The sequence below is a fragment of the Bacillus sp. SRB_331 genome, assembly GCF_003264175.1.
Lineage (GTDB): Bacteria > Bacillota > Bacilli > Bacillales > Bacillaceae_G > Bacillus_A > Bacillus_A mycoides.
The window spans coordinates 433119-456471 of record NZ_NADV01000007.1 but is presented as its reverse complement, the minus strand read 5'-3'; the positions used below and the strand labels follow the sequence as shown (position 1 = coordinate 456471).

The window sequence follows — 23353 nt, the reverse complement described above, 5'->3', positions numbered from 1 at the left end:
TTTTTTACTTGGGTATTTCCCCGATACGTTTTTCTTCGAACTTCTAACACTACGAGCAGGCGGTGATGTCCGGATTTTTTGAATTGTACTAACTGTCTCTTTGGTAAAATCTAATAAAATACACCAGCTTTGAAACTCCTGTTCACTGAACATGACTTACCTCCTGTCATTAGAAAATTCATTTTGCATCAATACATTTAAATACTCTCTTAACTTCTTATCTTTAAGTAACCCTGGCTTATGGGCAATTTCTTCTATCTTTCTTCTACTCGGATACACACCGTGCTTTCCTAGAACTTCAACACAGTTATCAATTATTAAGCAATTATCTTCATAAGCCTGTTTTGTTCGTCTTTTAATAAATTCTTTATTCTTTGCAGAAATAATCTTGCATAGGTCTGGAAAATGTTCATAAAGTGTTCTTTTGGGGTAGCCTATCAACTTAGCTAATTCAGTCATAGATATAATTCGTTCTGAATTGCTGGCATACTTCTCAAGCATAGCCAATGCTCTAGTGTGATCAAATCTGATTTCTCTTGTACCTTGATTCCGTGAAGCAAGCTCTGTATTCAAGGTAATTAGAGTTTTATTTTTATTTGTACTGATATCTTGGGTGTAGAAATAAACCGGTGAAATATCAAATAAGCTACATATTTCAAAAATCCTAGGAAGGGGTGGTAAAACTTTTCCTTTACACCAATCCCAAAGAGTCGTTTTTGCTAGGTTTAAGTTCTTCGCAAACCTTTGTAGATTCCCCTGTTCATAAGTTTCAACAAGATAATTTAAATTTCTAATGATTTGTTTTCTATTTCCTGAAACCGATATCTCTTCCTTGTGTTCTATAAATTTTTCCGCCATTAAAGTGATTTTGTAATTAAGCTCTAGATTATGTGAATCTTGATTGTTACCTTTTTCTATACCTAGCCATGTATTGCAATATACACAGTATCCGTTTTGACTTTTCCTGTGTAAAATAGGGAGATTTTTATTGCAAGAAGGACATTGTGTTTCTAATCTACGTTTATGCTTAAGGCATACCTTCACTACCTCCAGGTGCCACAATAATGGATTATAATGAATTTCTCCATTATTCATTTGTTCTTCATAACATGATGGACACCAAGAAAAATGATTCTTCAATAAATACCGTGATGGAATTACGTCCTTCAAGCCCATTAATGTCAATTGATCTAAATGCTTTACTCCTGTTAGATCTTCTAAAACAGTTACCATGTCTGCAGCATTTTTTTCAAAAGTATTAATTGTTCGGGCACCATCGTAAAATCTATTCCCTCCTCTTTTAACACTGTTGATAAAAAATTCTTTATCAAGTATTGGTGCAACGATATAAGAAAGTAACGATGACGGATAAACTTTATGTACTTCTGATAACCTAATTAAATAACTTGTTAAGCATTCCATATAAGGACTCCCTACTCCCATTGCTTTGACCTCATATAGTTGACTTCGTTTTGAATATGCATAATGCAATTTCAACACCGCGCTTTGCAAAATATCCTATTACAAATATGGACATATATGCTCACATATAAACTACTGGTTCTTTCAAATAAAACATTTATGAATCCTTATTCTAAAAACTAGATGATTGATATAATTAAATGTAATCAATGTACTAGCAGGAGGATTATAAACACTATGTATTATCTTTAATTTTCATGAGATATTTATCATTGTGTTATGTATGATAAACACAAAGCACAGATTGAAGCCATGACAGATAATCCAAGCAGTGATTTTTATGCAGTTGGGAATGAAATAATACGTGGAATCTTTCTTGTTGGGTTGGAATAACGTTTGATCAAAAACATGTTACAAACGTTAATTTTATAATCGAAGAAACCCACGCATTTTGAAAAAAGATTGATCAAAATGAATGGGTTTGATTTTGGAGTAGAGTTAGTTTTTATAAACAAGATTGATTGAAAATCACAATTCTAAATAGCTATTTCAACTTCACCAGATATCAAACTCTGAACAATACTATAATTAACTATGTGAGTTCGTGTACAATGACTTTTAATATATCATCGCCTAGTAGTTAATCGCTAAGTTGTTTCAAATAAAACAACTTAGCGATTTTTAATTCTTATAAAATATAAATTGCACTCTCTTTTAATCTAGCTCTTTTGTAATGGCAAGACATCATGAATCATCATATCTTCAAAAGCGCTTTTGACTATTTTCCAATATTTTAGTTTAATTACTGGATTAGTCGCGTATTCTCTGTATGCTTCATAATTGCTTGTACGTTTCAATTCAACCTCACCATTTTGTTTTTCAAGGTTTGGATTATAATTCGCAACCATAAATGCAAGTTCCTCTTTTTGCACCCACCATTTCTGAACAAACGTGTCAAGAAGCGCATCGATAGTCCGCTGAATCATATCTTCTAATATAGAAGATACATACTGATCACGGTAGGCTTCTGGATTCGCTTGAATGTTTGTCCATAATTCTTCCATGATTCCAGCCAAATTGGGATTACTTTTCTTCAACCATCCGATATATTGATTGATTTCATCCACTGTTTTTTCTGCTGTTGGTTTCTTTTCGGTGTCTTCTCGCGTATTCGGTAAAAAGGCTTGGATGAGAAGCAAAATGTATTCATAATTGATTTCTTCTGTTTTCACAGATTCCAACTCATACTCAATATTCACGTCCACATCGTCTTTATCTTCTTTTTCCCGACGAAGTTTCTCTAGTGCATTGACGTATTTGCCATGGTACTCTTCAATTTCGTCCATTTGGATTGGATAATCTGAACCCAGCTGCACATCACTATACTCGGTATATACTTGAATATTCGCAAAGGCTTTATCTAAAACTTGATAGGCTTTCGCAAATTTCTTCAATTGCGCTGTTTCTAAGCCCTCTAAATCTATTTCTTCAGGTGTTGGGGCTATCTCACGTAATTCCTCAATTGCTGTTAAGAACGCTTCGTGTGCTTCCTCCCACGTTGGTGCAACCACTTTATTTTCGCCACCATTTGAATAAAGGACAAGTGCTTGCTTCACTTTTTCTTCAAAAATCATGGGTGTTTGGAATGTTACGATTTGACCGTATTTTTTCGACTTATCGAACAGACGGTTTGTACGTGAAAAGGCTTGAATTAAATCATGTGGCTTCATTGCAGGGCGGTCAATGAACAATGTCGATAGACAAGGCGCATCAAAACCTGTTAATAAACGATCCACAACAATGATAATATCCAATTGTTCCGATCTAGGTAAGAACTTCTCTTTTTTACGTGCTAAACGGTCATTGACGTTGCGGTTGTATGAACGCATCGTTTCCAACGTATAGCTTGTAGCGAAGGCTTCATTGTAATCAAGAAGGGCCTCTTTCATCTTCTCTTGATTTTCGATAGAAGATTCCTCATTTTCGGAAATCGAGTAGGTAATCGCCACTTTCGGGAAGTCTGGTAAAGTACGTTTTGTTTTCTCACTAATCTGAATGGTTGTTCCCCCTACTTTTACACGTTTAAACAGGTCGTAATAGCGTTGTGCCTGTGCAATCGAAGAAGTTGTTAGAATCGCATTATACGTCTTACCGACACCGTTTTGGAAGCCGAGTTTGTTGCGGGATTTGTTAACGATTGATTGAATGACTTCTAGCATATGACGTTCATCTTCATACACACGCTTCGGTAGACGTGCTTCTTTATCTGCAAGTGTAAGGTCGTCTAATTCAATTTCACTATCTAATTGAACCAATGCTTCATCGAGTTCTTCTTCTGAAAAGGTACTCTTATATTCGATTTGGAACCCTAACACCGCTTTATCGTAAATAGCTTCTTTGACCGTATATTCATGTAATCTTTGCCCATATTGTCCCTCTGTTGTGCGAGGGAGATTACCTACAGCCTGTTTCGCATTTTCAGCGAAAATAGGCGTACCTGTAAAGCCGTACCATAATGAACGAACAAAGAATTCTTTAATTTCTTGTTGTTTTTGAGGTGATACTGCTCGGTGACATTCATCTACGACAAATGCTATTTTCAACTGGCGCAAAGTATCAGGTTTCTTTGTATCGTCTTTTCCATCAAAACGTTTCATAACATGATTTAACTTCTGAATCGTTGTCACGACAACATTTCGGTCTTTGGACAGTAACTTCTTAATTAAATCATTCACATTGTCCGTTTCATCAATTTCAATCACATCATGTTCTGCATACGATTCGAATGAACCCGTTGTTTGTTGGTCTAAATCGACACGATCCACAATAAAGATTGTTTTTTGTAAGGACGGAATTTGAAGTAAATTACGTGCTACTTTGTACGATGTTAATGTTTTACCTGAACCGGTTGTATGCCATACATAGCCCGATTCTTGGCGTCTTGAAGCTTCTTTCACCGCTTCAATCGCATGAATTTGATACGGACGAAGCAAAATCAAAGCCTTTTTCGCACTATCAATGACCGTATATTGCGTCACCATTTTGTGTGCCTGAGGAATCGAGAGAACATTTTCAGCAAAATCTAAGTAATTATTGACCGGTTGATTTTCACAATCTACCCATTTACTTAAAAATTGTTCATTCAACTTTTCATCACGAGCAGTCGCAATATAACGTGTATCTGTACCATTCGATACGACAAACATCTGTACAGTCGAGAAAATGCCTGTAAATTTATCTTCTTTTAAATACTTTTTAATTTGACGAAAGCCTTCCATGTAGGAGTGCTTTCGATTTTTTAACTCAATATGAATCATCGGTAACCCGTTAATGAGTAGTGTCACATCAAAACGACGTTCTTGATCTGATTTTGCTCGTTTATTGCTCTGGTATTGATTAATTACTTCATAAGAGGACATACCTCCCGCTACATCAGCACGATTTAATACTCTCAAACGAATCGTACCAAGTGCCGCATCTTCTCGCTGTACTTGAACTTTAGCGATTCCGTTCTCACCAGCCAACCATTTAGCCGCTTCGTAAAAATTCACGAAATGAAGCTGGTCTTTAATTTGACTGAATTCTTGTTCCGTCAAAGGGACCTCGTTTAGTACATCTTTATTATTGTTTTCGAGCTTGTTTTTAAAATTTTGCCACAACTCATCTTCCGTATGTAAATCCTCACGATACGTCCATTGAGATTCACCACGTATTAATTGTTGAATTAAACTATCTTCTAGTTCTGATTCAGGCACAAAAGAGCGAACCATAAGCTCACCACACCTCATTTCGATTTTTAAAATATTAAACGAACATGCACTGTAATAACGCTTTTTTCAGTTGTTGGTAATCTTCGAGCTTTTTCTGATGAAGGGCGATCGTATCGTCCAGTTGCTTGAAGAATGTGCCGATCTTTTGTTGTTCCTCTTTTATAGGTAACAAAAGAGCATATGGTTCTATGTGTTTGTTATTGATTTGAGGAATAGTAGATGTATCAGCAATCTTATATAGGCCTGTTTTTTCAATAAAAGTGTATAAGAAATCATCAATAATATTTTGAGGTATTAAGCCCATCATATTTGTATCCATATATGAATCTACTTTAAGACTTCGAACTTTATTAGTCATAATGGCAGCCCCCCTTTTCGGGAATACTACGCTCCTTTTGGGTATTAACGGGAATTTAATATTATTAAGAACATGGATTTTTGAAGACTTTTGTGTTCTTATAGATGCATTTAAGTCATCCACTTTTAAAAATACGTTTCCTTCAGCTGTACTACATTCCACAAAATTAGATGGAGACCATCCTGATTTTATAGTTACCAAATCACCTAATTTTCTTTCTTCCCAATCCCCACTAAACCCATCAAAACGAACTTTCGGCACACGTTCGCCTTTTTGTGGGAACATTTTTTGCAGCATCGCTTTTTTGTATTGTTGCTGCTGTTCGACCAGTTGTTGTTGCAAAGCGATCGTATCGTCCAATTGTTTGAAGAATGTACCGATTTTTTGTTGTTCTTCATAAGAAGCTTTTAATATTTCAATAGTGTTTAAAATTGTTTGGCTTATGTTGAAGCGAGTACTTCCTCCCGCTTTTCTCTCGATTTGTTTACGATTTGTATAATTTAAAGATAATTCAACAAATTTAGAACTAAAACTCCCCTTTTTCTTCCCTCGTATTGAGAATCCGCTATATAAAGCATATTCTTTTTCTAAGTAAGCCTTGGACCACCCAACTTCTTCAGACACCTCCGAAGAACGTACAAAAATTAAATCCCCATATTCAACTTTATTTTTTTCTTCAATAGAAGTGCTAACTTCAACAGAACTTCTAATATTTTCATATTTCAAATAAGATTCATCTAAAATATCCATAACACTAATCATTTTTCTACCTTTTCCATAACTTTCTTTAGGAGCATTAATGCCATTAGAAAAATCCATTAGTTCCGATAGATTTATTGGACGCCACTCCTCACTAAATCCTTCAAACCTCACTTCAGGAACATTCTTACTCATTCTTTCCACCACCTAATCCAAATGCTTGAATAAAGTGGTGAAGCTCTTTGCTAGCATCTTCATTCGTACCCTCCAATTCATTCAACATCGCAAATAGATTTTGTTCAGCTTGTTGGAGTTCTTGCTGTGTTTGTTGCATTGCACCTGATAGCTCAACAAGTGAAATTTCATCTTCTTCCTCAAATGTGTCCACATAGCGAGGGATATTTAAGTTGTAATCATTTTCAATGATTTCATCAAAAGAAGCGACATGTGCGTATTTTTCAATATTTTCACGTTGAATATACGTTTCAAGCATTTTGTCGATATGGTCATCTGTTAAGACATTTTGATTTTTACCTTTTTCAAACTCGTTTGATGCGTCAATAAATAGTACATCTTTTGTTGAACGATTTTTCTTTAAGATAATAACCGTCGTTGGGATAGATGTATTAAAGAAAATGTTCGATGGTAGCCCGATCACCGTATCAATTGCGCCATTATCTAATAAGATTTTACGAATCTTGCCTTCTGTATTCCCTCTAAATAAAACGCCATGCGGCAATACAATCGCCATCACACCGCTATCTTTTAAGTGATAGAAACCATGCAGTAAGAAAGCAAAGTCTGCTTTCGATTTTGGTGCTAATACACCATACATTGAAAAGCGTGGGTCATCTAAGAAACCTTTTTCCGCAGTCCATTTAGCCGAATACGGTGGGTTCATTAATACACCATCAAAGTTCGTTGGTTCATCAGTAGGCCAGTCTTGATCTAATGTATCTGCATTGTTCAAATGTTGGTTGGCAGTATCGACACCATGCAAAATCATGTTCATACGAGCCAAGTTATATGTAGACGTATTTAGCTCTTGTCCGAAGTATGAAATCGTTCCGGCTTCATTCGAGTATTTCTTCACGTTTAATAGAAGTGAACCCGAGCCCATTGTTGGATCATACACCGAGAAACCTTTTTGGTTTTCTTTGTCATGTAAAACGATTCTTGTCATAAGCGTTGAAATGGCTTGTGGCGTATAGAATTCGCCCGCTTTCTTACCTGAATCTGATGCAAATTGACCGATTAAGTATTCATACGCATCACCTAGCATGTCACCTTCATGTCCTGCAACATTCAATACGGATAATTCTTTCATCACTTCCGCAATCGTTTGATTTTGTTTTTGAGGTGTTGAACCTAGTTTTTTCGAGTATAGATCGACATCTTCGAATAGATTTTCAAATGTTTCACTTGATTGCTCAATATTGCGGAAGCCTTGTGCCAAATCTTCTAATTGGAATAAGCCTTTATGTATAGCTTGAACAAGTGCTGTAAAGGTTAAGTTCGGTTCAAGTGTATAAGAAAAGTCATATTGTAATTCACCAAGTAAATCATCTTTCACATCTTCATCTTGGTACGCTTCTGCGTAGACTTTTTGTGCGGCTTCTAGGTCTGTTGTTGGTTCTTCGAGTAATGATGCAACATGAATAAGCATCTTATCTGATAAGTATTTATAGAAAACTAATCCTAATAGGTAACTTTTATATTCATTTGCGTCCATTTTAGAGCGTAAAATATCAGCTGAATTCCATAATGCTTGATATAGTGTTTTCGAGTTTTTTTCTTCCATTTATTCCACTCCTAATAAATTAGTTATTTTCCACATCTGATTTTTGAATCAATTTCAAAAAAAATTGTTCTTCTAATTCAGATTGTTGTTTTAATAAATATTGTCGTTTACATAAGTTAAAATAAGCTCTACCAATAAGTGATTGCTTTTGAAGGTTAGGCAAATTAACATGTAAATCTTTTAAAATAGCTGGTGTCATCTTAGGTAAAGTAGAACCTTGCATAAGCATCAGTTTTTGTTTACGAATTTGATTGGCTTCATTTAGGATATAACAGAAATAATATGGATCCATCAATGAGTCATCAATAATGATTTTGGCGAAATTTTGATTAATTAACTTCCCTTGATTACTTTCTGTTATAACAGTTGCCTTTGTACCTACAAAGCTAATTACAATATCACCTCTATGCGTGAGATAATCACTTTGCGAATTCTTATTCTTTTTCACATATTCGTCATCTATATGTGTTAAATCAAAATTCAAATCATCAAATGTATAAAAAATATTGTTATTTAGCTCGTCATCAGGGATTCTTGAAATATTTTGACCTACCTTAATTATTGCAACCTCATCTATTTTCACGCCGCCCCTCCTTTTTGTAATTCTTATGAATTACTTAATGATAAGTTTAATATTACCATGCGAATCATACAAACAACAAGTAATTCTTTAAAATTACTAGAATATAATGAATCAAAAAAGATTTACACTCATAATTTCATCCAATATTAATGCTATTAAATATTGGATAAAGCCTTATTTTTCGCAAATGAAAAACAACCATGTTAAACAAAGGTTGATTAACATGGTTGCATCTATTCTAATTACTAATTTGATTTTTATAAAAAATATTGATTAAAACTTTTACTCAAACATTGGTACGAAAGGATTTTTAAAAAATTTTGCCATCATTTTGATTGAATTTTATTATAAATGATTACACTATTTTCAAAACATCGCAACTTCATTTCAAACCTACAATTTCTCAAGAAAAATTCATCAATATCCTATAACAGTAGTATTAACTTCATTGATAATCTCATTAGGTATTGTGCTTATCGGTAATAAATAGACTTTATTTAAACGAGGATTAAATATCCCTAAATTCTCAATTTGTTTGAATTCGGAATGAATAGAATGAACACTCATTAAATAATATATAAGCAGCTGTAAAGTGTTTTTATTAGTCGGATCTTTCTTTGAAACTTTAAAATCCCATAAAGTCGTTTCAGTTAAAAAATCACCATCTCCACTAGATATAAGCTGAGTATATCCACCTTCAAAAGTGAAACCATCTTTTACAATCGGTCCGTAATTATCGATAAAAGTCCTACTACGCTCTACCATAGTTCTAATATTAGAAATAGTAGAGAAATCTGGCTGAATAGTATGTACTGGCTTATAACTTGCAATACCAGCTCTAAAAGCAGCATCAAACCCTACCAATTTGCACGTATTTTCTATCGAATTATCATCAAGACCGCTAATTCCGTTTAATAATTCTTCTGCATAATCGCTCTCATTAACCCTCGATGCACCTCTAAGAGAAATTTTAAAAGCTTGTTCTAAAGAGGTTCCCATAGTAAACCGAGTAAGATAATCAACGGCTAGCCCAATCAAAGTACTATGTATATTTTCTTCTCCATACAAATCAATACCATCATTTAATTCGATAACATTGAAATCTTTAGGTTTAATATACCCACCTCTTGGCTGTTTAACTTTAGAAATCCTCTGAGTAACCGATACCATAAAAACACCTCTTTTTTTGTATGTTATTTTCATTTTCTTTGATGTTTCTGGTGCAAAAACCTCAAAATAACTATTACAGTTTTGTCAATTGCTTTATCTAATGGTGCTACAAGCCCATGCTTTAGTTATTTTTCTAGTGTAGTGAAGTATCTTACATTAAAAATTAAACAACTATATTTTTAATTTCGTCCTAAATTTAGAACGGGCTTATGCTTCTTTTCTCACTTTTAATATGGCATGTTCATTTAGAAAGCCATAATCTTTAGCATTTTCTATAAACCGCTCTTCATTACCTCTTCTTAAATTATCAAGTATATCTTGGGTAGCATCTGTAATATTTATCTCTTTGTTATTTTCCCTTTCTTCAATAGCTTGTTTAATTTCACTCATTAGATCCGCTATTTCGTGTTCTTCACTAATATTTACAGCGGATTCAGCTTGTTGTTTCCGTAATAAACGTTCATCCAGCGCAACAGTAATATGCCTACTTAAAAATGTTAAGCCTCCTACACCCAAAACAACACAAACAGCTAATGGACTATTCCTTGAAATACTTTTAATATCTAAAAATCGTTTATTCTCTTCAACATATAAAGTTTTATCTATAAAGTCTCTACAAATAATTTCGACACTATTGTCATTTGGATTATAAATACCAATTATAGGTCTAATCAGATTATCAAAAGTTGATTTAAAAGTATTAAAATATCCTGCTATGTTAGATGGCGTTTCATTAATATCTTTAATATTTTTAATATCATTTGCAAGGATACTTTCTTTTGTAATAGCGAGACTTATGAAATCAGATTCCATTTTTTGATAAGATGACATTACCTGAGCAGTACTGGACTCTAAATAATTAGCTAATTTTTTTTGATCTATTTTTTTGTGCTGTTCTTTATTTCTTACTTCTTCTTGACTTGATTGATTGAGGTTTTCATTTGCCAAACTAATAATTTTTTCTTTTATTGCTATCATTGTAGTGTTCGGGCTTATAGAAAAAGTTATCAAACCACTTAAACTCTCTTTATTCAAACCCTTTACTTTATACTCACTTAAGGTCTCATTCACTTTCCTGAATATCTCAAACATACAATTTATTTTTATTAATTTTTCATTCGGAAACATTCCTATGGGTTTTCCCAAATGATATAAGGTTTTTGCATCTCTCTCATTTCTAAGATTTAAAATGCCAAGATTTTTATAGATGTTATTTAACTTAAAAGATTCATCTATTATGAATATATTTTCTAAATCGGTTCCTTTATTAATGTAACTTTCAATAGTATTTAACAACTCATTCTTATAATAACTTCTTGATAAGTTTTCAATAAAGGCTGAAATTTGCCAAGATGATAAAAGTTTTTCCCCATCTCTTTTCATTTCTAAATTAACTCTATAATCACTTTCAACAACAACCTTATTATAAGCATCCATCTTAAAACAATCTCCCTTATTTAATTATCTTTTTTCACACTTTTTAGCACCTCTTGTAACACTTCTTTTTTAGCTAATCTAACTTCATCTTTTAATCTTTTTTCATATATTTTTTCTTTTTGTTCTTCTTTCTTTTCATTAAGTCTAATGTTTACGAATAAAAGTCCTAGATTTAGTATCATAAGTGTCCCATTAGAGATAAAATTATCAACTATAGGTGTAATAATGTTATTTTTAAAAATGTCTATATTTGTTAACCATCCTACTGTTAAGCCTAATCCTATCGCTAATATCAACAGTATGTTACTTAACCAAGAATTCCAAGATCTTCTAAACTTGTTTTCTGAAATTGTAGTCAATCCAGCTGATAAAGCATAAAAAAAAGTGAATACTGAAACACCATTTTTAAAATTCGAACCCATAATATTCGAATCAGGATATATCATATTAACGATAGCCATCACTATTAATACGTATCCTATAGTCGAAATCAATTTATCACCTTTAGTCATTAAAACACCGCCCTTATATACCAATGCTCCCTATACATTGTTCTTGGAATGATAAAATTTTTCATTTGACCTCGGCATCTATTACGGTATCATGGTAATTGAATTATATTTTCACATTCCTTTTAATTACTCTTTTCTTACCTCCTCCTCTAGTTGCATCTGCCATTCTAGTCTGATTGATCATACAATTCATCATTACTTCTACAATCGAGATTTAAATTTTTAAAAATATTTGTTACTCATTATAAAGAACCTCTTTATCTACTTAATATCAAGCCTCGTACCTAAATAAATGATTGCTACCAGCTTAAAAAACAAAATTTTGTCTTCTTATCTTTTTTATTCCTTCCGAATTCATCCACATCTCATATAATTCCTTATTAATCCATATATTAACTTCATTTTACATTAACCGCTTTAAAACATAAACATAAATACATTTTTATTATGATTATTTCCATTTACTTAAGGGTGTTAAGAGAATGGATTATATTACCAAAAGAGAACTAATAAAGATATAGGCTTGAAGCTCTAATATAGTAAAATCTTCATTCAAAATACCCCTAAACTTGCAGAAGGTTTATTTTGGAAGCATAAGTTTGCCGCAAACAAAAAGAACCATAAGCTTGCCGTTCCGGCAAACTTATGGTTCATATCACATACAAAATAAAAAAACCACCAAATATGTATTGGTGGAGACGGTGGGAGTCGAACCCACGTCCAAAAATATCGGCACTTAAGCTTCTACGAGTGTAGTCGATATATTAGCATTTCGCGAACTCTTCGGCCTATCGACAGGCTTCCAAGTTGCTAGTCTGATTGTTCTCTTCCTTCGCCCTCAGACGGCGAACTCCGGCGTAGTCCACTTAGTTTGAGTCCCTTACCCTACCACATGGACGATGGAGGGAGGAACCTTTAGTGCAATTAAGCAGCTAAAGAAAGATTGTTTTGTTTGCCAATTATAGGCTTTGACGTTTTAACGAGGCCGATCCCCTCGACTCGCAACCTAAGCTCGAACTATCCCTGTCGAATCCGTAACGTCCCCATGATAAAAATGGAGCATACGAAGAAATATCGTGATAGCTACTAAGAGCTGTTTTTCAATGTGCAACAATCTTACATAAGTTATTATATCATACGCGCGCCGTTTTACAAATGTAAATATCTGTATTACATCTTTTGACGATCACGGAACACGCGTGCAATTTCACGTTTAGCTTCTTTCTCTTTTAAATCGTGACGCTTATCATATTGCTTCTTACCTTTTGCTAAACCAAGTGCCATTTTCGCAAATCCATTTTTCAAATAGATTCTAACTGGTACTAATGCATATCCTGTTTCTTTTGCGTAACCTGCTAGCTTATCAATTTCTTTTTTATGAAGAAGTAACTTCCTTGTACGTAGCGGATCGTGATTGAAACGATTCCCTTGTTCATATGTATTAATATGCATATTATGAACCCATACTTCACCGTTATGTATACGTGCAAACGCATCTTTCAAGTTCACGCGTCCAGCGCGAATCGACTTAATTTCCGTTCCTTGAAGGACAAGCCCTACTTCGTATGTTTCTTCGATGAAATAATCATGAAATGCCTTTTTATTTTGCGCAATAACCTTACCTGTACCTTTTGGCATATAACGTCCCTCCTCTATTTTTACCATTGTAACAAATGTAAACAAAAAGCGAAAGTGGCTCGCTCAGAATGTAAGGCGAAGCCACTCTTTTCTTACTTGCGCTTTTTCTTTTTCTTCTTGAATCCTGGTACATTTTCAAAGAATCCTTTTTTCTTCTTACCATTACTATTACTATTACTATTACCATCTTTTTTCCCTGGCTGACTAGCGGATGTGGATGCAGATGCTGATGCTTTTCCTTTTCCTTGTCCACTACGATCAAACTTTCTTCCTGTGCCGCGTTCACCACCGCGCTCATTACTACGTTCGCTACGTCCACCGCGTTTCTTTCTGCCTGTTCTTGGCTGTTCAATCACAACTGGACGATCTTTGAACTTACGACGAGGTGTGCCTTTCATGCCAACGATTTCAAAGTCGATTGCACGCTCGTCTTTATTTACGTTAATAACACGAATTGTAATTTCGTCACCGATGCGGAATACGTTACCTGTACGTTCTCCGATCATCGCAAAATGTTTTTCGTCATAACGGTAGTAATCATCTGTTAAATAGCTAACGTGTACAAGACCTTCAATTGTATTTGGAAGCTCTACGAATAAACCGAAGTTTGTTACAGAGCTAATCATACCGTCATACTCTTCACCGATCTTATCGACCATATACTCTGCTTTTTTCATTTCGTCTGTTTCACGCTCTGCTTCAACAGCACGGCGTTCCATATTAGAAGAGTGCTCTGCAATCTCAGGTAAGTTTTCACGCCATTTCGCTTGCGTTTCGTTGTCTACTTTACCATTAATGATGTATTCACGAATCAATCTATGAACAATCGTATCTGGGTAACGACGAATTGGCGATGTGAAATGCGTGTAGAACTCAGTTGATAAACCAAAATGTCCTAAGCTGTTCGAATCGTAACGTGCTTGCTTCATAGAACGAAGCATAACTGTTGAAATGACTATTTCTTCCGGCTGACCTTGAACCATTTCAAGAATTTGCTGCAATGCACGAGGGTGTATTTCATTCGCACGTCCCTTTACTGCATATCCGAAGTTTGTTACAAACTCGAAGAAACGCTCAAGCTTATCTTCTTTCGGATCTTCATGGACACGGTACATAAACGGTACGTTCATCCAGTGGAAATGCTCCGCTACTGTTTCGTTCGCAACAAGCATAAACTCTTCAATTAACTTCTCTGATACAGAACGATCACGCATTACAACATCAGTCGGTTTTCCTTCTTCATCTACTAGTACTTTCGCTTCTTTAAAGTCAAAGTCAATCGCACCACGGCGCATACGTTTTTCACGTAAAATTTGTGCTAACTGCCCCATTTCTTTAAACATTGGTACTAGCGGCTCGTAACGTTCAATTAGTGCTTCGTCTTCATCTTCTAAAATGCTTCTTACGTCAGCATACGTCATACGCTCTGTCGTTTTAATTACACTTTGGAAAATCTCGTGTTTTACAACATCACCTAGATTGTTGATTTCCATTTCACAAGATAGTGTCAGACGGTCTACTTTCGGATTTAATGAACAAATACCGTTTGATAAACGATGCGGAATCATCGGAATTACACGGTCTACAAGATATACACTCGTTGCTCTCTCTGCTGCTTCAACATCAATTGGAGAACCTTCTTGAACGTAATGACTTACATCCGCAATATGAACGCCAAGCTTATAGTTACCGTTCTCAAGCTTCGTTACTGTAACAGCGTCATCTAAGTCTTTCGCATCCGCACCATCAATTGTAACAATCATTTGATCACGTAAATCACGACGATCTTTTATATCTTCTTCTGAAATCGTTTCTGGTACACTGTTTGCATGCTCCATCACTTCTTCAGGGAATGCTAAAGGTAAATGATGTTTATGAATGACAGATAAAATATCTACTCCTGGGTCATTTTTATGACCTAGAATTTGAATAACTTCACCTTCTGCACTTAAACGGTTCTCTGGGTAGCCCGTAATTTTCACAACTACTTTATGGCCTTCTACAGCGCCCATAGATGCACTCTTCAAAATAAAAATGTCACTTGTCCAGCGTTTATTATCAGGTATAACAAATCCAAAGTTCTTTGACTCTGTATATGTACCAACTAGTTCCTTCGTTCCACGCTCTAAAATACGAACAATCGCGCCTTCTTGGCGTGATCCACTTGATTGTGCGCTAACACGTGCTAATACTGTATCACCATGAAGTGCACCATTTAATTCTGTCGGCGGGATGAAAAGATCATCATCTCCTGTTTTCTTCTCTTCTGGAACGACGAACGCAAAACCACGTGCGTGCCCAATTAATTTACCGCGTACTAAATTCATTTTTTCTGGAAGACCGTAGCGGTTACTACGTGTGCGGATAACAAGCCCCTTCTCTTCCATCATTACAAGTGCCTTTACGAAATCTTTAAAGCCCTCAGAGCCTTCGATTCCAAATGCCGATTCTAATTCTTGTATCGTTAACGGTTTATATGCTTCTTCCCTCATAAATAATAACAACTTATCAATATGTTCTTGCATGATTTCTTCCAAGCAGAAATACCTCCTTTAAACCCTTATATTATTTAGTGTATCCGAAAGATGGGGGATGTATAAAGTGAAACTTTAACCATCTCCCAATGATTTTTTACAGCTTTCATAAAGTGTAACTTTAACCAGTGGTTTTTTGTCCGTCCCCACTGATTATTAGCCCACAAATAGCGGGATAAAAATTCCCTTATGAAAAAAAGAGGCAACTAGACCTTACCAATCTAGTTGCTCCAAGAAGTTATATACATCCTCATGTAGCACATCACGTTCTTTATCAAGTGTAATGACATGCGTAGAGTCTTCATACCATTTAATGTCTTTTAACGTAGATTCTACACCGTTATAAATAATGTTAGCACTATCTGTATTAATCATCTCATCATGACGTGCTTGTACAACGAATGTTGGAGCATAAATCATATCAACATTATTGCGTACGTCACGAATCAACTCCTGTAATGCTTTTAATGTATTCATTGGTGTCTGTTTAAATTCAAACATTTCCTGCTCAATTCGTTCTGGTGATTTTTGCTCACGCTTTTTATATTCGCGGGCATATGCCAATATACCTTGGTACATAATTTCTTCACTTTTAATGTACATCGGTGCACACATTGGTACAACACCTAAAATCGGTAATGTATAAGCAAGTTTTAATGAGAATACTCCGCCTAATGATAATCCAACCGCAGCTATTTTCTCGTAACCTTGATCTTTTAAATGCTGGTAGGCATTCATTACATCTTTCCACCAGTCTTCAGGGCCTGTATGAACAAGCTCTTCTGGTGGTACACCGTGTCCTTTATAAATTGGCGCATGACAAGTATAGCCTTTCTTCTCTAAGAAACGCCCTAGCATGCGTACGTCAGCTGAGTTCCCTGTGAATCCATGTAATAATAAAACAGCGCGGTCTCCACCTTCAAATGTAAATGGTTTTGGAGATGCTAATTTCATCATGTACTTCTCCTCTTTCTCTTCTGTAATCTAGTCGTATTCTTTCTATTCTTAGTGTACCATATTTATAATTCTATAATCTAATTAGAAACTTTTTTTGAATAACAAATCAAAAAAAGAAGAACCATTAGCATAATCCGCTAACGCTTCTTCTTTTAATTTTATAAATTTAAGTACGTAACACCAATTGTTAGTACGAAGAATAGTACAGCTAAGACAACTGTAACACGGTTTAATACCGCTTCAATTCCACGTGCTTTTTGCTTACCAAACAATTGCTCTGCACCACCTGAAATAGCGCCTGAAAGGCCTGAGCTATTACTAGACTGCATAAGTACCATAACAATCATTAAAATCGATACAATAATAAGTAAAACTGATAATAACGTATGCACTTGGCGTACCTCCTACAAAGATTCAGTTATTTTAAATGTAGCATAAATCCTATAGAAAAGCGAGAGCTATAGAATCGCTCTCGCTTTTCTTCTATTACATGAACATCATTGCGAATAACGGTCCAAGCAAACATGTCAAAATTGCTGTTAATGTCATTGTTACCGATCCAATAACACCTTCATGCTCATTATTTTTCATCGCTCTCATAACACCCATAATATGAGACGCACATCCAAAGCCAATCCCTTTACCAACTGAGTTTGTAACACGGCTCCATTTTAATAAAATTGGTCCTGAAATCGTTCCAGTAATCCCTGCGATAACGACGAATGCTGCTGTTAAGGACGGGACACCACCAACTTGTTCAGATACACTCATCGCAACTGGCATTGTCACTGATTTTGGTAAAGAAGATAAAATTAAGCTTTTATCTGTTCCCATAAGTGTGGCGATAGCAAAATCACTTGCAATAGCAACTGTTGTACCTACTAATACACCACCAGCAATTGGTACAACATATTTTTGCAAAACATGACGTTGTTTATAAAGCGGGATTGCAAATGCTACAACACCTGGTCCTAGTAGCTTCGCAATCCAGCCACCACCACTTTCCATATAATTTTGATATGGTATATCAAGCATTATAAATAAGAAAGCCATTAATCCTGTTGCAACAAGCATTGGAATGGTAAATGGTGTTGGAAATAATTTGTAGATTTTTTTAGATAATTGATATAATAGCACCGTAAAAAGAACCCAACCGATTCCGATTAATATTTGGCTCATTGTGTCTCTTTTTCCTTTCTATTCGCAAGATATTGTCCTGTATGTCCTGCGACAATAATAATTAAAAACGTACTCGCTACAACTGTAATGAAAAGGGAAATTCCTTTACTCATAAAAAAAGCACCGTAATTCATTAAGCCAAGCGTTGGCGGAATTAATAAAAACGGCATAATAGCAACGAGTGTTTCTGCTCCTAAATCAAACCATTTCACTGGAAGTACTTTTAGGCTAAGCAAAACAAGTAGGAGGAACATCCCAATCAAACTTCCTGGAATCGGAAGATTCAACATTTCTTGCACCCAATTTCCAACCATATAAAATACATAAAGAGCAGCAATTTGGACAAGAATCTTTGTAAGTTTCATGTTCATCATCCCTCATGTTTATACGATCTTCTGTTAATATCCTTATCATAGTATAAATTGTAAAAACCTGCAATTTATCAAATCGACAACGAAAACCCACTATATCATACGCTTACACCCTTGATATGACTACGTTTCCAATGTAATTTACGTCAAAAACCTTGACCTATTATATAAAGTTTATATTTTCTGAATTTTGATGGTTATTATTTTAATAAAACAAAATTCTTCACTCCATTTTTATTCTGCCTTCTCTCTAGCACAGATATATATATAAAGATAGGTGGTGAACGTATGTCTAAAAAAATTCTCATTTTTTGTGATCCTGGAATCTACGATGCGATAGCCCTCCTCCTCGCATTCTTTATCGATGAAATTGAAATTGTTGGGATTGTCGCTGATTACGGCAATGTTCCAAAAGAAATGGCCGTACAAAATGCTCATTTTCTTAAACAAAAATCAAGAAATAGAGACATGAAAATATTTGGTGGTTCAGACCGTCCTCTCAATGGAGGTCCACCCGCCTTTTTTACCAATATTCACGGTAAAGAAGGGTTAGGGCCAATCATCCCAAATGAAAAGTTACAAAACGGAGAAATGGAGAATTTTTTTGAAGTTATCCCTCTTATCGAGCAGTATAAAGACGAACTAATCATTGTAAGTTTAGGGCGACTCACTTCCCTAGCTGCTTTATTTATTTTATGTAAAAACTTAATGCAGCAAATTAAATCTTATTATGTAATGGGTGGTTCCTTTCTGCACCCAGGTAATGTAACTCCCGTATCAGAAGCGAATTTTTATGGCGATCCAATCGCGGCTAACATTGTATTACAATCTGCATCCAACATGTACATATACCCGTTAAATGTAACTCAGTATTCCATCGTTACACCTGATATGGCTGAATATATTGAGGCGAAAGGAAAGGCTTCTCTCGTCAAACCTCTATTCGATCATTACTACTATGGATATTACGAAAAAATTTTACCACAATTAAAAGGCTGCCCTTTTCATGACACGATACCGATATTAGCTTTACTTGATAATTCTATGTTTACCTACTACAAATCACCAATTACCGTCATGACCGAATCTTACGCTCAAGGAGCAAGCATCGGTGATTTCCGCTCTTTAGTAGGACCAAGCTCATTCACCAATCGGCCCTCGCAGCAAATTGCTATCGATTTTGATTATAATCTCTTCTTTAAATACTTCATGTCACTTATGACAGACGAACAATTTTAGCAAAAAAAACAGACCGTGATTTCTCACGGTCTGTCGTTATTTTCTACAATTATCGTTTGATATTGTAGAAAGATTGTAAACCAGCGTAAACAGCGATTTCGCCTAGCTCGTCTTCGATACGTAATAATTGGTTGTACTTAGCAATACGGTCAGTACGGCTCATAGAACCAGTTTTGATTTGGCCAGCGTTAGTTGCAACTGCGATGTCAGCGATTGTAGCATCTTCAGTTTCACCAGAACGGTGAGATACAACTGCTGTGTAACCAGCACGTTTAGCCATTTCGATTGCTTCGAAAGTCTCAGTTAAAGTACCGATTTGGTTAACTTTAATTAAGATTGAGTTAGAGATACCTTTTTCGATACCTTCAGCAAGTTTTTGAGTGTTAGTTACGAATAAATCGTCACCAACTAATTGTACTTTATCACCGATACGCTCAGTTAATAATTTGTGACCATCCCAGTCGTTTTCGTCTAAACCATCTTCAATAGAGATGATTGGGAAGTCTTTGCAAAGCTCTTCGTAGAAATCAACCATTTCTGCAGAAGTTAAGCCAGTACGGCCTTCGCCTGCAAGGTCATATTTACCAGTTTCTTTGTTGTAGAACTCAGAAGAAGCAACGTCCATTCCTAAGAATACGTTCTCGCCAGCTTTGTAACCCGCTTTTTCGATAGCTTCGATGATTACTTCTAATGCTTCACGGTTAGAACCAAGGTTTGGAGCGAATCCACCTTCGTCACCTACTGCAGTGTTAAGACCTTTGTCATGTAATACAGCTTTAAGTGCATGGAATACTTCAGCACCCATACGGATTGATTCTTTGAATGTTGGAGCACCAACTGGTAAGATCATGAACTCTTGGAAGTCAACGTTGTTATCAGCGTGAGAACCACCGTTGATGATGTTCATCATTGGAGTTGGTAATTGTTTTGCATTGAATCCACCAAGGTAACGGTATAATGGAAGACCTACGAAGTCAGCTGCTGCGTGAGCTACTGCCATAGATACACCAAGGATAGCGTTAGCACCTAGTTTACCTTTGTTTGGAGTGCCATCTAATTCGATCATAGCACGGTCGATACCAGCTTGGTCAGTTACGTCGAAACCAACGATTTCTGGAGCGATTGCTTCGTTAACGTTGTTTACTGCGTTAAGAACACCTTTACCAAGGTAACGAGATTTGTCACCGTCACGTAATTCTACTGCTTCGTGCTCACCAGTAGATGCACCACTTGGTACGATAGCGCGTCCGAATGCGCCGCTTTCTGTGTAAACTTCTACTTCTACAGTTGGGTTACCACGAGAGTCAAGGACTTCGCGAGCATAAACATCAATAATTGTTGACATAATAAATTCTCTCCTTTTTATATAAGCAAATTATTTAATAATTGTTTTACCTGTCATTTCTTTCGGTTGTTCCACATTTAAAAGTGTAAGCATTGTTGGGGCGATATCTCCTAAAATACCACCTTCACGAAGCTCTACATCATTTTTTGTAACGATGAAAGGAACCGGGTTAGTTGTATGAGCTGTCATTGGTCCACCTTCAGCAGTTAACTCCTGATCGGCATTACCATGGTCAGCAGTAATAAGTGCCACACCATCTTTTGCAAGAATCGCTTCTACAACTTTTCCTAAACATTCGTCAGTTGCTTCTACTGCTTTAATTGTTGGTTCCATCATCCCAGAATGGCCAACCATATCACAGTTTGCAAAGTTAAGAATGATAACATCATGTTTATCATTTTCGATGTCATTTACTAAAGCGTCCGTTACTTCATAAATGCTCATTTCAGGTTTCAAGTCATACGTTGCAACCTTCGGTGAGTTAATTAAAATACGCTCTTCTCCTGGGAATTCAGCCTCACGACCACCGCTAAAGAAGAATGTAACGTGCGGATACTTTTCAGTTTCCGCGATGCGAAGTTGCTTTAATCCCGCTTGCGCAACAACTTCACCTAATGTGTTATCAAGGTTCATTGGCTTGAATGCCACGTAACCATCTACAGTTTCACTGAAATGTGTCATACAAACGAACTCAGGAATGTGAGGTACTTTTTCACCACGATCGAACTCACGGAAGTCTTCGTTTGTAAATACACGAGCAATTTGAATTGCACGGTCTGGACGGAAGTTATAGAAGATAACTGCATCATCATTATTGATTGTTGCAACTGGCGTGTCATCTTCGTTAACAATTACAGACGGCAATACGAATTCATCATGAATACCATTTGCATAAGAGTCTTCTACACACTCTTCTGCTGATTTATAAGTAGGGCCTTCACCATTCACCATAGCACGGTAACATTTTTCTACGCGATCCCAGCGCTTGTCACGGTCCATGGAGTAATAACGACCAGAGATAGTCGCGAATTGTCCTACTCCTGTTTCTTTAATTACTTCATTTGTTGCATCGATATAACCTTTTGCTGTTTGTGGTCCAACATCGCGGCCATCTAAGAATGCATGGATATATACTTTCTCCACGCCTTCTTTTGCTGCTAAGCGAAGAAGAGCAAACATATGGTTCATGTGACTGTGCACACCACCATCAGAAAGTAAACCGAATAAATGAAGAGCAGTACCTTTTTCTTTCACGCTTTTAATTGCATTTTGGAAAGTTTCGTTCTGATCGAACTCACCTTCACGAATTGCAACGTTTACGCGTGTTAAGCTTTGATATACGATGCGGCCAGCACCGATATTTAAGTGACCAACCTCTGAGTTACCCATTTGACCTGCTGGAAGACCTACTTCCTCACCAGAAGCTGTAAGCGTTGTGTGAGGGAATTTGTTCCAGTAACCATCAAAATTAGGTTTCTTAGCTTGTGCTACAGCATTCCCGTAAGTTTCTTCACGTAGTCCGAAACCATCAAGAATGATTAAAGCTGTTGGCTTTCTCATTTTACCGCCCCCAGAAGACCTAAGAACGAAGCAGGCTCTAAGCTAGCACCGCCAACTAAAGCGCCGTCGATGTCAGATTGTGCCATATACTCTTTAATGTTTTCTGGTTTTACGCTACCGCCGTATTGAATACGAACAGCTTCTGCAGCTTCTGGAGAAACAGCTTCTGCAACAACTTTACGGATATGCGCACATACTTCATTTGCATCTGCAGAAGAAGAAGATTTACCTGTACCGATAGCCCAGATTGGCTCATAAGCGATAACAGTTACTTTAACTTGCTCTTCTGTTAAACCTGCAAGTGCTTTTGTTACTTGACCTGCTACTAGATCAAATGTTTTTCCGCTTTCGCGCTCTTCTAAAGTCTCACCACAACAAACGATTGGTGTTAAACCATGTTCAAATGCTGCAAGAGTCTTTTTATTTACTGACCCGTCTGTTTCAGCAAACATTTCACGACGCTCAGAGTGGCCAAGTACTACGTAGCCTACTTTTAAGTCGCTAAGTGCTACTGGGCTAATTTCGCCAGTGAATGCACCATTTTTTTCGAAGTGCATGTTTTGTGCACCTACTTGTAAGTCAGTTCCTTCAGCCTTTGCTACTAAGCGCTCTAAGAATAGAGCTGGCGAACAAACTACTGCATCAACAGCTGAAGCTGCTGGGATTTGACCTTTAACTTCCTCTACGAAGCTAACTGCTTCAGATAGAGTTTTATTCATTTTCCAGTTACCTGCGATAATTGGTTTACGCATGCTTTGCACCGTCCTTTTTCTTTGGC

At 36.1% G+C, this 23353-nt stretch carries 18 protein-coding genes and 1 other RNA gene; 1 reads left to right on the top strand and 18 read right to left on the bottom strand.

Annotation, left to right across the window (positions count from 1 at the left end):
* Positions 1 to 156 precede the first annotated feature (156 nt).
* The 15 genes from B5P42_RS05890 to B5P42_RS05820 all read right to left on the bottom strand — a co-directional run bounded on the left by B5P42_RS05890 (position 157) and on the right by B5P42_RS05820 (position 18434).
* The gene (locus B5P42_RS05890; protein ID WP_369008132.1) at positions 157 to 1422 is read right to left on the bottom strand and encodes a TniQ family protein; all 1266 of its coding nucleotides are present in this window, start codon (positions 1420 to 1422) and stop codon (positions 157 to 159) included.
* A gap of 719 nt (positions 1423 to 2141) precedes the next feature.
* Positions 2142 to 5192: a type I restriction endonuclease subunit R gene (locus B5P42_RS05885; protein ID WP_113733816.1), complete on the bottom strand. Its 3051-nt coding sequence runs from the start codon at positions 5190 to 5192 to the stop codon at positions 2142 to 2144.
* A gap of 34 nt (positions 5193 to 5226) precedes the next feature.
* On the bottom strand, positions 5227 to 6444 hold the full coding sequence (locus tag B5P42_RS05880; protein WP_113733815.1) for a restriction endonuclease subunit S: 1218 nt from the start codon (positions 6442 to 6444) through the stop codon (positions 5227 to 5229).
* A complete protein-coding gene (locus B5P42_RS05875; RefSeq protein WP_113733814.1) occupies positions 6437 to 8050 on the bottom strand; it encodes a type I restriction-modification system subunit M in 1614 nt (537 codons plus the stop codon). The genes B5P42_RS05880 and B5P42_RS05875 overlap by 8 nt, the downstream gene beginning before the upstream one ends.
* A gap of 19 nt (positions 8051 to 8069) precedes the next feature.
* Positions 8070 to 8633 carry a restriction endonuclease subunit S gene (locus B5P42_RS05870; RefSeq protein ID WP_181458782.1) on the bottom strand — a complete coding sequence of 188 codons (564 nt, stop codon included), beginning with the start codon at positions 8631 to 8633 and terminating at the stop codon, positions 8070 to 8072.
* A 417-nt stretch (positions 8634 to 9050) separates the two neighbouring features.
* On the bottom strand, positions 9051 to 9803 hold the full coding sequence (locus B5P42_RS05865) for a hypothetical protein (RefSeq protein ID WP_113733812.1): 753 nt from the start codon (positions 9801 to 9803) through the stop codon (positions 9051 to 9053).
* 207 nt (positions 9804 to 10010) lie between these two features.
* Positions 10011 to 11240, bottom strand: a complete 1230-nt coding sequence (locus B5P42_RS05860) for a hypothetical protein (protein WP_113733811.1) — start codon at positions 11238 to 11240, stop codon at positions 10011 to 10013.
* A gap of 20 nt (positions 11241 to 11260) precedes the next feature.
* Positions 11261 to 11752 (bottom strand): hypothetical protein, encoded by a 492-nt coding sequence (locus B5P42_RS05855; RefSeq protein WP_113733810.1) that lies wholly within the window; start codon positions 11750 to 11752, stop codon positions 11261 to 11263.
* Positions 11753 to 12442: 690 nt separating this feature from the next.
* Positions 12443 to 12797: a transfer-messenger RNA gene (gene ssrA, locus B5P42_RS05850) on the bottom strand.
* Between the two features lie 125 nt (positions 12798 to 12922).
* A complete protein-coding gene (gene smpB / locus B5P42_RS05845) occupies positions 12923 to 13390 on the bottom strand; it encodes an SsrA-binding protein (RefSeq protein WP_002034685.1) in 468 nt (155 codons plus the stop codon).
* Positions 13391 to 13482: 92 nt separating this feature from the next.
* On the bottom strand, positions 13483 to 15915 hold the full coding sequence (rnr, locus tag B5P42_RS05840) for a ribonuclease R (RefSeq protein ID WP_370445689.1): 2433 nt from the start codon (positions 15913 to 15915) through the stop codon (positions 13483 to 13485).
* A 222-nt stretch (positions 15916 to 16137) separates the two neighbouring features.
* A complete protein-coding gene (locus B5P42_RS05835; RefSeq protein WP_162836430.1) occupies positions 16138 to 16878 on the bottom strand; it encodes an alpha/beta hydrolase in 741 nt (246 codons plus the stop codon).
* A 161-nt stretch (positions 16879 to 17039) separates the two neighbouring features.
* Positions 17040 to 17273: a preprotein translocase subunit SecG gene (secG, locus tag B5P42_RS05830; protein WP_002016062.1), complete on the bottom strand. Its 234-nt coding sequence runs from the start codon at positions 17271 to 17273 to the stop codon at positions 17040 to 17042.
* Positions 17274 to 17367: 94 nt separating this feature from the next.
* Positions 17368 to 18060, bottom strand: coding sequence for an LrgB family protein (locus B5P42_RS05825; RefSeq protein WP_002129877.1), 693 nt, complete (start codon positions 18058 to 18060; stop codon positions 17368 to 17370).
* Positions 18057 to 18434: a CidA/LrgA family holin-like protein gene (locus tag B5P42_RS05820; protein WP_002016064.1), complete on the bottom strand. Its 378-nt coding sequence runs from the start codon at positions 18432 to 18434 to the stop codon at positions 18057 to 18059. The genes B5P42_RS05825 and B5P42_RS05820 overlap by 4 nt, the downstream gene beginning before the upstream one ends.
* 285 nt (positions 18435 to 18719) lie before the next feature.
* Here B5P42_RS05820 and B5P42_RS05815 point away from each other — a divergent pair, with 285 nt between their 5' ends.
* On the top strand, positions 18720 to 19670 hold the full coding sequence (locus B5P42_RS05815; RefSeq protein ID WP_113733808.1) for a nucleoside hydrolase: 951 nt from the start codon (positions 18720 to 18722) through the stop codon (positions 19668 to 19670).
* Between the two features lie 49 nt (positions 19671 to 19719).
* Here the strand turns inward: B5P42_RS05815 and eno are convergent, their stop codons facing one another.
* From eno to tpiA, 3 genes are read right to left on the bottom strand one after another with little or no spacing between them, the layout of a single operon-like run.
* On the bottom strand, positions 19720 to 21015 hold the full coding sequence (gene eno, locus B5P42_RS05810) for a phosphopyruvate hydratase (protein ID WP_002034740.1): 1296 nt from the start codon (positions 21013 to 21015) through the stop codon (positions 19720 to 19722).
* Between the two features lie 30 nt (positions 21016 to 21045).
* Complete coding sequence (gene gpmI, locus B5P42_RS05805; RefSeq protein ID WP_002129880.1) at positions 21046 to 22575, bottom strand: 2,3-bisphosphoglycerate-independent phosphoglycerate mutase; 1530 nt, start codon at positions 22573 to 22575, stop codon at positions 21046 to 21048.
* Positions 22572 to 23327, bottom strand: a complete 756-nt coding sequence (gene tpiA, locus B5P42_RS05800) for a triose-phosphate isomerase (RefSeq protein WP_113733807.1) — start codon at positions 23325 to 23327, stop codon at positions 22572 to 22574. Before tpiA ends, gpmI begins: the two co-directional genes overlap by 4 nt.
* Positions 23328 to 23353 lie beyond the last annotated feature (26 nt).